A 14,431-nucleotide genomic window follows, 5' to 3' on the forward strand; every position below is an offset into this window, starting at 1 on the left:
TGAAGTTCAAATGTTATTTAAAAATATTCTTTTCTTCATCATAAATTGGACTTTGAAGATTTAAGAAATTTAAAACACTATGAAATACATGATATTGAGAAACTGTTTTTATTGGTTTCAATTTTTTTGACCCATCTGAAGTCCATACAATAAATGGTATTTCATATTGTTCTTTTGGCGCAATACTTAATGGAAGCCCATGCATGTATAGATTTTTTTCCCCTAATGATTCACCATGATCGGAAACAAAAATCATCGAACTATGGTATTCTTTTAGTTCTTTTAAATCTCCAATAATTTTAGATAGAATATAATCCGTATAAACAATGGTATTATCGTAAGCATTTATCAATTCTGCTTGTGAGCAATTTCCTAATTCTACACTATTGCAAACGGGTTTGAATTTTTCAAATTGCGGAGGATATTTCTTACTATAGGATGGTCCGTGGCTGGTGCTGGTATGCAACACAATAAGTACTTTATTTTTTGTGCTCGATTGAATTTGCTCTTTTAATCCCGAAAGCAATACTTCATCATAATTACAGCCTTCTCCTTGGCAATTTTTGGATAAAAATTCTCGGTCTTGAAAATTTTTAATGTGAATTGGAGGCTCCCCCCAATTATTACTTCGCCATACCACCTCAACATTATTTCTAAACAAATAATTTGGTAAAATTTCATACAAGTCACCCGAATCTGAATGCGAAACAATTCCTTTCACCCCTGCTGTAGTATAGGTTGCGCATGAAGTGGCATTAAAATGAACTACGTTAGGAATTTTTGAAAGAAGTGGATTGGTATTTTTATTGTATCCATACAATGAGAAATTTTGACTGCGTGCTGATTCTCCAATAACCAAAACTACTACCGATTTTTGATTGTCTTTGATAGTAGCATTAGGCAGAATAATCTCTTTCTCATTTTTCTTAAAATCATGAATATAAAAAAGTGAAATGTTTACTGTATAAGACCATGGCATTGCAAGTCCGCCAAGGGTTTTTGAGTTTTTATCGATCCAAAGCCAATTGCTTGCATTGGCAAAAATTATCGTCAAAAGGAATACTAATGTAAGTGAAATTGTTTTTAAGAACTTCTTCCAAGGAACCGTAACTATTTGCGCTTTAACGATGTAGATACTTGGAATTATTCCAAAGAAAATAAGATATACAAAAAATTTGAAAGAGATAAAACTACTTGATTCTTCGTATTTGGTATTGAGCACATTACCAATCATGGATTCATCTAAAATCACTCCATAGGTATTGATAAAATAAACTGAAATTGAATTGATGATAAAAAATAATGCCAATAAAAATTTACCTACATAACGAGAAAGTGAAAAAAACAAGTAAAAAACAAAAGCATTTAAAACCAACATTAATATCACCAAACTAATAATTATAGTAATACCACTAAAGCTTTTGTAATCTAAATTGTTGAAAACAAATTTGAAGAAAGGAAAGTGAAAAAATAAAAAATTGAGAACACTCAATACCGCAACGAAATGCGTAATTTTAATTTTACTTTTTAATGTAAACATAACTAATTTTAAAAAGTGAAACAATCAAACTAATTAAGGTGATATAAAATATGAATAGGTTTTCATTGCTGATTTTATTTATCATAATCACACTACAAATAAAAAACAAAGCCATAAAAATTGGGTAGTATTTTACGTTATGAACCCAATTCCAGATTTTATATTTTCTGCTAATAAAAATCCCTAAAACTCCCGAAATATAACCAATCAAACTTCCTGTAAGGGTATCCAATGGATGGTGCGCCCCTACTCCAACTCGAGTAAAAACCAACAACAAACCAATACTTATAATAGTAATACACCAAATGAATTTGATATTTAATTTTTTCGGCATAAATGCAAATAATAATACCGTTAAAACGGTGAAAATTGTTATTGAATGACCTGAAGGTAAGCTACTGTGTCCAACTAATTTTTGACCTATGATTACAAATGTATTCGAATCATAAACAGCAGCAGGTCTTGGTATTGAAAATAGATTTTTCAATAGGTTGGATAACAAAGCAGAAACAATAGACGCCGAAAGTAAACTTTCCCATAATTTTGGCGCATATAAAAGGAAAACGGAAAGCAACGACATGAAAATCAAGGCATCACCTAATTGTGTAAGATTGTAAATTACAGCTGGAAACTGAGATAATTTTGAATTAATAAAATAAAACAAATCCCTCTGAATAGTTAGATACCCTGATGTAGATAAAGAATTCTTACTGTATAAAAACACTGCAATTGCGCTTAATAAAAGTAGAGGAGTAAAAAGTAAAGATACTTTGAGCTTGGAATAATTTGCAGTTACATTCGAGTTGATTCTGTTTCTTGTTTCCGGATTAAATGCAATAAATTTACTTAACATATTGAATAATTATAAACTCATAACCTGTGCTATTTTGAATTTGAAAAATAATTTTCAAAATGAAATTTCTCCTTGATTCTACTCTCAAATTGAGCAAATTTCGAAATAGCGCAGCGTATAATTGTCAAATATATAAATATATTTATAATACTTGTTTGTCAAAATTGTATTGTAAACACAATTGATAAAAAAATGCATGTTTTTTATTAAAAAAAATTAAAAGTAAATTGCTTAATACTGAGCAATAAACTACTTTTGCACGCTTAACAACACATCCAAATGAACACTACAAAAACCATTCAATCTGCTCTTATTTCGGTATTTGATAAAACCGGTTTAGAGCCAATCGTGAGACAGCTTCACAAGCAAAACGCAACAATTTATTCAACTGGCGGAACCGAAGATTTTATTAAAAATTTAGGTATTCCGGTAGTTCCTGTTGAAGATGTAACTTCGTATCCTTCTATTTTAGGTGGACGAGTTAAAACATTACATCCAAAAGTTTTTGGAGGTATCTTGAACCGTCAAGACAACCCAACTGATGTGGAGCAAATGAAGGAATTTAACATTCCGCAAATTGATTTGGTAATTGTAGATTTATATCCATTTGAAAAAACAGTTGCTTCTGGAGCAAGTGAGGCAGACATTATAGAAAAAATAGATATTGGTGGGATTTCATTAATTCGTGCTGCTGCAAAAAATTTCAAAGACACCGTTATCGTTCCGTCTGTAGACGAATACGAATTATTTTTAGAAATGATCACCCAAGGTAACGGAGCTACAACTTTAGAGCAAAGAAAATATTTGGCAACAAGAGCATTTCATGTTTCATCCAATTATGATACAGCAATCTTTAATTATTTCAATACTGAAGATACGTATTACAAAGAAAGTATTGCTAATGGCCAAGTACTTCGTTATGGAGAAAATCCGCATCAAAAAGGATTTTTCTTTGGCGATTTTGACGCCATGTTTACCAAATTACACGGAAAAGAATTGTCATACAACAATTTGTTGGATGTAGATGCAGCGGTAAACTTGATTTCTGAATTTAAAGAAAACGAACCAACATTTGCTATTTTAAAACACAATAACGCATGTGGTTTAGCAACAAGACAAACCATGAAAGAAGCTTATCTTGCAGCATTAGCTTGCGATCCGACATCGGCTTTTGGAGGTGTGTTAATGGCTAATGGAAAAATTGATACTGCTACAGCTTCAGAAATTAATTCTTTGTTTTGTGAGGTGGTTATTGCTCCAAGTTATGATGCGGAAGCAATTACTATTCTTCAAGAGAAAAAGAACCGAATTATTTTAACCATCAATGAAGTGCCTTTACCAGAAAGACAAGTTAGAACTTGTTTAAATGGATTATTGGTTCAAGATAGAAATAACATCACCGACTCTAAAGAGGATCTAAAAACGGTTACACAAACGAGCCCAACAAGTCAGGAAATAGAAGATTTATTATTTGCTTCTAAAATTTGTAAAAACACCAAATCCAATACGATTGTATTTGCTAAAAACAATACCTTGATTGCTTCTGGAACCGGACAAACTTCTCGAGTTGACGCATTGAAACAAGCTATTGAAAAAGCGCATACTTTTGGATTTGAGTTAAAAGGAGCTTCAATGGCAAGTGATGCTTTTTTCCCATTTCCTGATTGTGTAGAAATTGCACATCATGCAGGAATTACGGCTGTTATTCAACCGGGTGGATCAATCAAAGATGATTTAAGTATTGATTATTGTAATGAAAATAATATTGCAATGGTCTTTACCGGAACGAGACATTTCAAACATTAAAAAAAATTAAAAAAAACAGATAAGAAATTAGAAAATTAATCGTTAATTTACGAAACAAAAATAATAACCTAATTTCTTCTTTGAAAACGTAAGTTAATTGCTTTTGAAATTTCAAAATTAATCGGCAAGCGGTACATTTAATTTATTATTTTTGTTTGTAAATAAATTTATAACGAACTAAACACCTTCTATATAATTATGGGATTTTTTGATTTCATGACCGAGGATATAGCAATTGACCTTGGTACCGCTAATACACTAATCATTCACAACGATAAAGTTGTAATTGATAGCCCTTCTATTGTTGCAAGAGACAGAGTAACTGGAAAAATCATTGCTGTTGGTAAAGAAGCCAACATGATGCAAGGTAAAACCCATGAAAACATTAAGACCATCCGACCATTAAAAGACGGTGTAATTGCCGATTTTGATGCTTCAGAAAAAATGATCAGCATGTTCATTAAGAGCATTCCGGCATTAAAGAAAAGAATGTTTACTCCAGCATTACGAATGGTAGTTTGTATTCCTTCTGGAATTACCGAAGTGGAAATGCGTGCGGTTAAAGAATCTTGTGAGCGTGTTAACGGAAAAGAAGTATACTTAATTCACGAACCAATGGCAGCAGCAATCGGTATTGGTATCGATATCATGCAACCAAAAGGAAACATGATTGTGGATATTGGAGGTGGTACAACCGAAATTGCAGTAATTGCACTTGGTGGAATTGTTTGTGATAAATCGGTTAAAATTGCTGGAGATGTTTTCACCAATGACATTATTTACTACATGCGTACCCAACACAATTTATTTGTTGGAGAAACTACAGCAGAAAAAATTAAAATTCAAGTTGGAGCAGCTACCGATTCATTAGACTCTCCACCAGATGATATGTCGGTTCAAGGAAGGGATTTACTTACCGGTAAGCCAAAACAAGTAGAAGTTTCATTCAGAGAAATCGCTAAAGCATTAGACAAATCGATTCAACGTATTGAAGATGCAGTTATGGAAACATTATCGCAAACCCCACCAGAATTAGCAGCCGATATTTACAATACTGGTATTTATTTAGCAGGTGGAGGATCTATGTTGCGTGGTTTAGATAAACGTATTTCGTTAAAAACTGATTTACCTGTTTACATTGCTGAAGATCCATTGAAAGCAGTTGTTAGAGGAACCGGAATGGCGCTAAAAAACATACCTAAATTTAGAAGCATCCTTATCAAATAGTTTTTAACCCGTACTTAATTTAAAAACTGATTACTGAACATTGAATACTTAAAAGATGCAGCAAATATTTAATTTTATATTTAAAAACAGCTATCGTATGCTGTTTTTGCTGCTTATGCTAATATCCTTATTGCTCACCATTCAATCACATTCGTATCACAAAAGCAAAATTATAAGTTCTGCTAATTCATTTACGGGTGGAGTTTATCAAATGACCAGCAATATTGAAGGCTATTTTAATTTGAAAATTCAAAACGAAGAATTAGCAAAAGAAAATGCGCGTCTAAAAAGTTTACTTTTTAATATCAAAGACAGCACTAAAGTTCCTTCTTTAGATTCTATAAGTGGTGTTAAAAAAATAGATATCGTAATTGCTAAGGTGATCAAAAACTCTTATAGTTCTCAAGTAAACTTTTTAACTTTAGATTCTGGATCTAAACAAGGAGTAAAACCAGAAATGGGCGTTATTAATAGTCTTGGAATAGTTGGAGTCATTGAAAATGTATCTCCAAATTACAGTACGGTTTTAAGTATTTTAAATACCGAATCTCCTATTAACGCTAAGATTAAAAAATCCAATCACATTGGTTCTTTAACTTGGAATGGGAAAAACACAGGTTATGTTCAATTGGTTGACGTTCCTAGATTGGCATCGGTGAGAAAAGGAGATACTATTGTTACCGGAGCGCAATCTACCATCTTTCCAGAAAACATTAATATTGGGTCAATTGAAAAAATTTATATTGACAATGAAACCAATTTTTATACTATTGATGTCAAATTATTTAATGACATGACCAGTTTGGGCCATGTTTACATTATCAAAAATAAAGACACTCCAGAAATTACTAATTTAGAAAACAAATCAAAAAAAGATGAATAGTGCGATATTATACAATGTAGCCCGATTCATTTTGCTGCTTGCGGCACAGATTCTTGTTTTTAATAATTTAAATTTTTTAGGTTTTATTAATCCCTATCCGTATTTGTTATTTATTTTATTGTATCCAGTAAACGGAAATAAATATGGTCTTCTAGGTGCCAGTTTTTTGCTAGGTATAATCATGGATTTATTTTGTAATTCGGGTGGAGTTCACACAGCAGCTTGTGTGCTATTGGCTTATTTTAGACCTTCTTTATTTAAGTTTTCATTCGGATTAAGTTACGAATACCAAACCGTTAGAATTAATGATGTACTTACCCCAGAACGCTTTTCGTTTATTTTACTTGGGGTAATAATTCATCACATTACTTTATTTGTATTAGAGATTTTTACCTTTAGCTATTTCTGGAATATTATTCTAAGAACTATAGTTAGTACCCTATTCACAACACTTATTTGTATATTTATTATTTACTTAATAAAGCCAAGTAAACGATGAGAAAAGCGCTACTTCCTACCATAATCATTATCACTGCTGGCTTATTGATTATAAGGCTTTTCTATTTGCAAATTATTGACGATTCCTTCAAATTAAAATCGGAAAATAATGCCATCAAAATCAAATATGAATATCCAGAGCGTGGCTATGTTTATGACCGATACGGAAAATTATTAATTGCCAATCAGCCTTCATATGACATCATGGTAATACCAAAAGATGTGAATGAAAAGGAAATGGATATACCAAAATTCTGTAAGCTTTTAGACATCACCGAAGACTTTTTTCATGAAAAAATGAAAAAAGCAAAGGTGTACAGCCCTATGTTGCCTTCGGTTTTCTTATCTCAATTAAACAAATTGGAATTTGCTGCCTTTCAAGAAAAAATTAGAAGGTTTAGTGGTTTCTATATTCAAAAGAGATCATTGCGTGACTATCAGGTATCGTATGGCGCCAATGTTTTTGGATTCATCACTCAGGTGAATGAGAACATTGTAAAGAAAAACCCGTATTATGTTGGTGGTGACTTAATTGGTAGACAAGGAATAGAAGAAAGCTATGAAACTTATTTAAGAGGTCAAAAAGGGGTAAAATATTTACTAAAAGACAAATTTAACAGAGAAATTGCATCCTATAAAGAAGGGAAATATGATACGGTTGCTAAACAAGGAGATGATATCACTTTAACAATTGACGGCGAACTTCAAAAGTATGGTGAAGAATTAATGGTAAATAAATGGGGAGGAATTGTTGCAATCGAACCAAAAACCGGTGAAATTTTAGCCTTAGTAAGTGCTCCCGATTACGATCCCGCTTTATTAGTAGGAAGAAAAAGATCAAAAAATTACACCCTATTACACAACGACTCTATTGCAAAACCGCTTTATGACAGAGGACTTCTTGCAGAATATCCTCCTGGTTCCCCTTTTAAAATTCTTACTGCTTTAGTAGCTTTACAAGAAGGAGTAATAGATGAAAACACGACATTCATGTGCAACCACGGATTTAGTTATGCACGTGGAAGATTTATGAAATGCCACTGCCATGGTGGACCAATGCAGCTTCATAATGGTATTTATGAGTCGTGTAATACTTATTTTTCTAACATCTACATGAAAACGATAAATAAGTACAACAGCCCGTCTTATGCAGTTGATGTTTGGAGTAATCACTTAAAAACATTCGGATTAGGAAATTTTATGGGATATGATTTACCTATTGGGAAACGAGGAAAAATTCCTACCTCTAAAACCTATAAAAGATTATATCCAGGTTGGCGTTGGGATAGTAAAACAATTGTTTCGAATGCTATTGGACAAGGAGAAGTATTAATGACTCCTATTCAGTTGGCTAATTTAATGGCGACTGTGGCTAATAGAGGATATTATTACACCCCACACATCGTAAAGAAAATTAAAGGAGAACTTCTAGATAAAAAATTCCGAACCAAGCATGTTACATCCATCGATAGAAAGCATTTTGAGCCCGTAATTAATGGAATGTTCGATGTATATAACAAAGGAACTGCCTTTGGTCTAGGTGTTGAAGGAATTGATATTTGTGGAAAAACAGGAACGGCCGAAAACTACTTAAAAGTAAATGGAAAGCGTGTCAAACTTCAGGATCACTCTATTTTTGTGGCTTTTGCACCAAAAAACAATCCTAAAATTGCTATTGCGGTATTTGTTGAAAACGGATACTGGGGTAAACGTTGGGCTGGACCTATTACTTCGCTAATGATTGAAAAATATTTGAGAAGAAAAATAACAAAAGTTGATTTTGAAAAACGCATGTTAGAAGGAAGTTTAAAAGATCAATACAATAAGTTATATCCTCAAAAACATCAAGACAGTCTATCTATAATGAATGCTAAAATTAAAGATAGTATTGAAAAATTTAAAAACGGAGAGGATTCTAAAAAAGTAAAAAAAGATAGCATTAAGAAGAAAAATTAATGAAAAATCAGAGTATAACAAACCATATTGATTGGATTACTGTAGGCCTATTTATTACGTTAGTAATTTTGGGTTGGTTAAACATCTACTCTTCTTCCCTATCTGCAGTTACGGGTGATTCAAGTATTTTTGATCTTTCACAGTTCTACGGAAAACAACTTTTATACATTGCCTTAACCTTTCCGCTAATCTTAGTAATACTATTTGTTGAGGGAAAATTTTACGAAAAATATTCCTCTATCATTTATACCATTTCGGTACTTTCAATAGCGGGATTATTTGTTTTTGGAAAATCGGTTAAAGGACAGGCGAACTGGTATTCCTTTGGTTCCTTTGGAATTCAGCCTTCAGAATTTGCTAAAGCTGCTACGGCATTGGCCTTAGCCAAATACCTATCGGATGTACAAGTAAATTTAAAATTAGTAAAAGATCAAATTGTAGCCCTAGCTATTGTGTTTTTTCCTGTTTTATTAATTGCGGTGCACGACCCTGGTAGCGCCTTAATTTACATGATATTCTTTGTTGTTCTTTACAGAGAAGGACTTCCTGGTTGGTATTTATTTAGTGGATTTGCAGCAATTATTTTATTTATTTTAATGCTTATTACTAACAATCCTTATATTGTAATTGGTATTGCTGCGGTCGCCTTAACTTTTAATTATTTCCGAAGCCGATTAATAGAACGAAACATTATTGCAAGCGGAATAATGCTGGTATTGGTTGCGATTTTTTCTTTTTCGGTAAGTTTTGTATTTAATAATGTATTCAAGCAACACCACCGTGATCGTTTCAACATTCTCCTAGGAAAACAAGTTGACATGAAGGGAATTGGATATAACATCCACCAATCGGAAATTGCTATTGGTTCGGGAGGTTGGTTTGGAAAAGGGTATCTAGAAGGCACTCAAACAAAAGGAGGCTTTGTTCCCGAGCAACATACCGATTATATTTTTACAACGGTTGGTGAAGAATGGGGATTCTTTGGATCGGTTATTGTAATTGGATTGTTTGTAACCTTAGTGCTGCGATTAATCTATTTAGCTGAAAGGCAAAAAACCAAGTTCAGTAGAGTATACGGCTATTGTGTAGCCGGAATATTATTCATTCACTTCTTTGTAAATATAGCAATGGTTGTGGGGATATTCCCAACTATTGGTATTCCGCTTCCTTTCTTTTCCTATGGAGGATCCGGACTATGGGGCTTTACCATATTGTTGTTCATTTTCTTAAAAATGGACGCCAATAAAGTAAATGAATGGTAAGTATTACAGCTTTAACAAACCGTATTTAGTGATACAATACAAAGCTCTTACACCGTCTTTCCATCCAATTTTTTTACCCTCTTCATAGGTTCTTCCGTAGTAAGAAATACCTACTTCGTAAATTCTGATTTTAGGAATTCTTGAGATTTTTGCAGTCACTTCAGGCTCAAAACCAAATCTTTTTTCGTTTAGTTTAATTCCTTGAATAATATCTGTTTTGAACATTTTATAACAGGTTTCCATATCTGTTAAATTCAAATTTGTAAACATATTAGACATGGTGGTTAGGAATTTATTTCCAATGGTGTGCCAAAAGAATAATATTCTGTGTGGATTTCCACCCATAAATCTTGAACCATAAACCACATCAGCAAAACCATCAATAAAAGGCTGCAACAATAAGTTATATTCTGACGGATTATACTCTAAATCGGCGTCTTGTATCACAGTAAAATCTCCGGTAGCTCTACTAATTCCGGTGTGAAGCGCTGCACCTTTCCCTTGATTGATCTCGTGTTTAAAATATTGAATATTCGAACCAGGATTGGCATTGATATAACTCAAAATTGCTTCCTCGGTATCGTCTTTAGAGCAATCATTTACTATTATTATTTCCTTTTCAATTGCATTGATCAACTCAACATTTTTAATTTTATCTAAAATTAAATGGATCGTTTTTCCTTCGTTGTAAGCAGGAATAATTATGGATAATTTTTTCACGATGATATTCTTGGTTTAATTTTTATTAAATAATAATATTCTAAGGTTTGCTCCCTTTTTTGCTGCAGCAAAAATGGTAATTTTAAACGAGTTATTGGATAATTTTCGAATTTCTTTTTTTCTATTACTTCAAATTTTGTTTCAATTTTATTTAAATTTTCTGCTTTTGTAAATAGCCAACAGCTGTTTTTTAATGCTCCAATTTCAGTTAATGCAATTGATTTATTCTCCGGATTTTTAGAATAAAAATTAAAAGCATGCGATTTTTCATCTATTAAATAAACGGTTTCTTTGGATTTATTTTCATAAAACCAGCGCCCAGCCATAGAATCGGCTTGATATGTTAATAGCTTAGGATAAAAAACAAAACTCAAAAACAAATTCAATATTAATACATATCCAATCATTTTACTTGTACCTTCAAGGGATGTTTTTTTCATTTGAAGCAAAACAACAAACTGCACTAACAGCAAGGCTATCAATATAAAATTGATTTCGGTAAAGAATAGGGTTTGATAAATAATTAGCAAAACTAATATGATACAACCAAAGCCAAAATATACTTTATTCCAAATTTTGCATTGCTTCGGATTTAATGTTTCTAAGTAAGAGGCACAAATTATACTTGCAAAAGGAAGGGTTACAAATATATAATGTGGCAGTTTATAACGAGACATAGAAAGCAAAGCAAACAGAATTAAAAACCCACTCAAGGTGCTAATTTCCGGAAGTGATTTTTGAAACAATCTCTTTATTTGAAAAAACAAACCAAAATACAATATCAATATCCAAGGGAAGAAATCCCAACTTATGGTTCCTATAAAAAAGTGCCAAGGCAATCCGTTGTCCCACACATTTTCGCCAGTTATTCTACCAAAGCTTTGCAGCCAATAATAAAAATAAAGTCCGCTTTGATGCGGAACACCGTTTACTATTTTCTCCGGATGCATGTCAAATTGCATGTACAATCCGTAGGACATCGGAATTAAAAGTAAGCCAACTATTAGCAAATAAAAAACCCAAGAGAAACTGAAAATTTGCTTCCAGCTTTGTTTAAATAACAACTGCAAACCAACAGGCATTAATACAGCTATTATCCCAATTGGCCCCTTAGCCATCATTGCAAATGCAGTAAAAAGTGCTGCAAAGAGCAGGTGTTTTATTTTGTATTTTTGCAAATATTCGGTGAGCAACCAAATCGCTGTGATGACGCTAGAGGTTAATATTCCATCGGTTCGCACATCATTAGTCATTAAAAAAAATGCTTGACAGGTTCCAAAAATAAGCACTGCATTTTTAGAAACGTGCTGACTGTAATAAATAGAAGTAAATCTAAAAATAGAATAAAGCGAAAGCAGTAACATTAAAAAAGCCCCCAATTTATAGGCAAAATTAGACACCCCAAACAGACCCAAACTAATACTGGATATCCAAAATAAAAGTGGTGGTTTATCTAAATAATCACATTGCAAATCCATAACCTGCAAATAGGAATGGTTGTGGAGCATTTCTAAAGAAATTGATGCATACTGTGCTGCATCTACATTCATGATATCTATAAACAGATTATTAAAATAAATAGAACAAATAATAAGAAGAATTATCTTTTCATATTTTGAAAAATAATCAAGAAATTTTACATCCATTTTTTTAATTTTAGTAATGCGATTTATGTTCCATAAACCCATTTTTATGCTACGCGGTAAAATTAAGCATTAATACTAACATAGAAATATTTAAAAAGAAAGAAATTATTTCTAGTTTTTTGTAACTTTTTATGATAGTACGTCGTATAATAAACTGAACACTTAAAGCAATTGAAAATAAATGAGACAGCTTAAAATCACCAAGCAGGTTACCAACCGTGAAACTGCTTCCCTAGACAAATACCTACAAGAAATTGGAAAAGTTGACTTAATTACTGCTGATGAAGAAGTAGAATTAGCACAACGTATAAAAGCAGGAGACCAACGCGCTCTTGAAAAACTAACCAAAGCCAATTTACGTTTCGTGGTATCTGTTGCTAAGCAGTATCAAAATCAAGGGCTTACACTTCCTGATTTGATCAACGAAGGAAATTTAGGTTTGATAAAAGCAGCACAACGATTTGATGAAACTCGTGGATTTAAGTTTATTTCCTATGCGGTATGGTGGATTCGTCAATCGATTCTTCAAGCGCTTGCAGAGCAATCACGTATTGTTCGTTTGCCTTTAAATAAAATTGGATCGATCAATAAGATCAATAAAATGTATGCATTATTAGAGCAATCTAATGAAAGACCACCTTCTGCAGAAGAAATTGCAAAAGAATTGGACATGACTGTTAACGATGTTAAAGAGTCGATGAAAAATTCGGGTCGTCACCTTTCTATGGATGCTCCTTTGGTTGAAGGAGAAGATTCTAACCTTTATGACGTATTGCGTTCTGGAGAATCTCCAAACCCAGATAGAGAATTAATTCACGAATCGTTACGTACCGAAATTGAGCGTTCTTTAGAAACCTTAACTCCAAGAGAAGCCGATGTAGTTCGTTTGTATTTTGGATTAGGTGATCAACATCCAATGACTTTAGAAGAGATTGGAGAAACTTTTGATTTAACTCGTGAGCGTGTGCGTCAAATTAAAGAAAAAGCAATCCGAAGATTAAAACACACTTCAAGAAGTAAAATATTAAAAACATATTTAGGTTAAACCTTATAAAACTCCGGCTCCATACCGGAGTTTTTTAATTTCAAAAAAATGAAAAATACCATTATTGCCCCTTCCGTTCTTGCAGCTGATTTTGCCAACTTACAACGCGACATTGAAATGATAAACTCCAGTGAAGCCGATTGGTTTCATATTGATATTATGGACGGTGTATTTGTTCCAAATATTTCTTTTGGAATGCCTGTTTTGGAAGCGATTACCAAACATGCTAAAAAAACAATCGATGTGCATTTAATGATTGTAGATCCAGATCGATACATAAAAACATTTAAAAACTTGGGCGCCGATATTCTTACAGTACATTATGAAGCCTGCACGCATTTGCATCGCACACTTCAAGCAATCAAAGCAGAAGGAATGAAAGCCGGAGTTGCTTTGAATCCACATACCAATGTAAGTTTATTGGAAGATGTGATTCAGGATATTGATATGGTTTGTATTATGAGTGTTAACCCTGGTTTTGGCGGACAATCTTATATTGAAAACACGTATAAAAAAGTAGCACAATTGAAAGAACTTATCGTTAAAAACAATGCCGCTACCTTAATTGAAATTGATGGCGGAGTGACAAATAAAAATGCAGCCGAATTAGTTCGAGCTGGAGCCGATGCTCTGGTTGCCGGAAATTATGTCTTTAAAGCAGAAGATCCAATTGCAACCATAGCGGATTTGAAAAAAATAACTTCATTATAATAAAAAAGGCTCCTAAATAGGAGCCTTTTTTATTTATTAATACTTTCTATTAATTCACTTTATTTTCAACTTTTCGTTTTCTTGAATTAATAATTAAAAATGCATAAACTATTCCAATAAATAGTACAAAATAAATATTAGAATCTATAGGAGAAGCTGGTGGATTATTATCTTGAACATTGTCTCCAAAGCCAATATCTTGTGAAAAGGCAAAGCTTGATATTAAAAATAGCACAACTGTAACTATTGTTTTTTTGATATTAAATTTCTTCATCTTTTGCATT

13 protein-coding genes are annotated in these 14,431 nt (G+C 32.6%); 8 read left to right on the forward strand and 5 right to left on the reverse strand.

The features are described from left to right. Positions 1-13 precede the first annotated feature (13 nt). Positions 14-1,540 (reverse strand): phosphoethanolamine--lipid A transferase EptA, encoded by a 1,527-nt coding sequence (gene eptA / locus ACKOWY_RS08710; protein WP_408941051.1) that lies wholly within the window; start codon positions 1,538-1,540, stop codon positions 14-16. Then, the gene (locus ACKOWY_RS08715) at positions 1,521-2,393 is read right to left on the reverse strand and encodes a phosphatase PAP2 family protein (RefSeq protein ID WP_408941052.1); all 873 of its coding nucleotides are present in this window, start codon (positions 2,391-2,393) and stop codon (positions 1,521-1,523) included. Before ACKOWY_RS08715 ends, eptA begins: the two co-directional genes overlap by 20 nt. 279 nt (positions 2,394-2,672) lie before the next feature. Here ACKOWY_RS08715 and purH point away from each other — a divergent pair, with 279 nt between their 5' ends. From purH to rodA, 6 genes are all read left to right on the forward strand, one after another. After that, positions 2,673-4,199 (forward strand): bifunctional phosphoribosylaminoimidazolecarboxamide formyltransferase/IMP cyclohydrolase, encoded by a 1,527-nt coding sequence (purH, locus tag ACKOWY_RS08720; RefSeq protein ID WP_408941053.1) that lies wholly within the window; start codon positions 2,673-2,675, stop codon positions 4,197-4,199. Positions 4,200-4,397: 198 nt separating this feature from the next. Further along, entirely contained in the window at positions 4,398-5,426 is a 1,029-nt protein-coding gene (locus ACKOWY_RS08725) for a rod shape-determining protein (RefSeq protein WP_408941054.1), read from the forward strand. 55 nt (positions 5,427-5,481) lie between these two features. Continuing rightward, on the forward strand, positions 5,482-6,309 hold the full coding sequence (gene mreC, locus ACKOWY_RS08730) for a rod shape-determining protein MreC (protein WP_408941055.1): 828 nt from the start codon (positions 5,482-5,484) through the stop codon (positions 6,307-6,309). Next, positions 6,302-6,808, forward strand: coding sequence for a rod shape-determining protein MreD (locus ACKOWY_RS08735; RefSeq protein WP_408941056.1), 507 nt, complete (start codon positions 6,302-6,304; stop codon positions 6,806-6,808). Before mreC ends, ACKOWY_RS08735 begins: the two co-directional genes overlap by 8 nt. Further along, positions 6,805-8,763: a penicillin-binding protein 2 gene (mrdA, locus tag ACKOWY_RS08740; RefSeq protein WP_408941057.1), complete on the forward strand. Its 1,959-nt coding sequence runs from the start codon at positions 6,805-6,807 to the stop codon at positions 8,761-8,763. Before ACKOWY_RS08735 ends, mrdA begins: the two co-directional genes overlap by 4 nt. After that, a complete protein-coding gene (gene rodA, locus ACKOWY_RS08745; RefSeq protein ID WP_408941058.1) occupies positions 8,763-10,025 on the forward strand; it encodes a rod shape-determining protein RodA in 1,263 nt (420 codons plus the stop codon). The genes mrdA and rodA overlap by 1 nt, the downstream gene beginning before the upstream one ends. 3 nt (positions 10,026-10,028) lie before the next feature. Here the strand turns inward: rodA and ACKOWY_RS08750 are convergent, their stop codons facing one another. Together ACKOWY_RS08750 and ACKOWY_RS08755 are read right to left on the reverse strand one after the other, a co-directional pair. After that, on the reverse strand, positions 10,029-10,748 hold the full coding sequence (locus ACKOWY_RS08750) for a glycosyltransferase family 2 protein (RefSeq protein ID WP_408941086.1): 720 nt from the start codon (positions 10,746-10,748) through the stop codon (positions 10,029-10,031). Further along, on the reverse strand, positions 10,742-12,391 hold the full coding sequence (locus ACKOWY_RS08755; RefSeq protein WP_408941059.1) for an ArnT family glycosyltransferase: 1,650 nt from the start codon (positions 12,389-12,391) through the stop codon (positions 10,742-10,744). Before ACKOWY_RS08755 ends, ACKOWY_RS08750 begins: the two co-directional genes overlap by 7 nt. Positions 12,392-12,572: 181 nt before the next feature. On the opposite strand from ACKOWY_RS08755, the gene ACKOWY_RS08760 reads away from it, so the two are divergent. Then, positions 12,573-13,436, forward strand: coding sequence for an RNA polymerase sigma factor RpoD/SigA (locus tag ACKOWY_RS08760; RefSeq protein WP_007804760.1), 864 nt, complete (start codon positions 12,573-12,575; stop codon positions 13,434-13,436). Between the two features lie 48 nt (positions 13,437-13,484). Beyond that, entirely contained in the window at positions 13,485-14,147 is a 663-nt protein-coding gene (gene rpe, locus ACKOWY_RS08765) for a ribulose-phosphate 3-epimerase (RefSeq protein WP_408941060.1), read from the forward strand. 49 nt (positions 14,148-14,196) lie between these two features. Here rpe and ACKOWY_RS08770 read toward each other — a convergent pair whose 3' ends face one another. Then, positions 14,197-14,421: a hypothetical protein gene (locus ACKOWY_RS08770; RefSeq protein WP_408941061.1), complete on the reverse strand. Its 225-nt coding sequence runs from the start codon at positions 14,419-14,421 to the stop codon at positions 14,197-14,199. Between the last annotated feature and the right edge of the window lie 10 nt (positions 14,422-14,431).

Source organism: Flavobacterium sp. (genome assembly GCF_046073885.1).
Lineage (GTDB): Bacteria > Bacteroidota > Bacteroidia > Flavobacteriales > Flavobacteriaceae > Flavobacterium.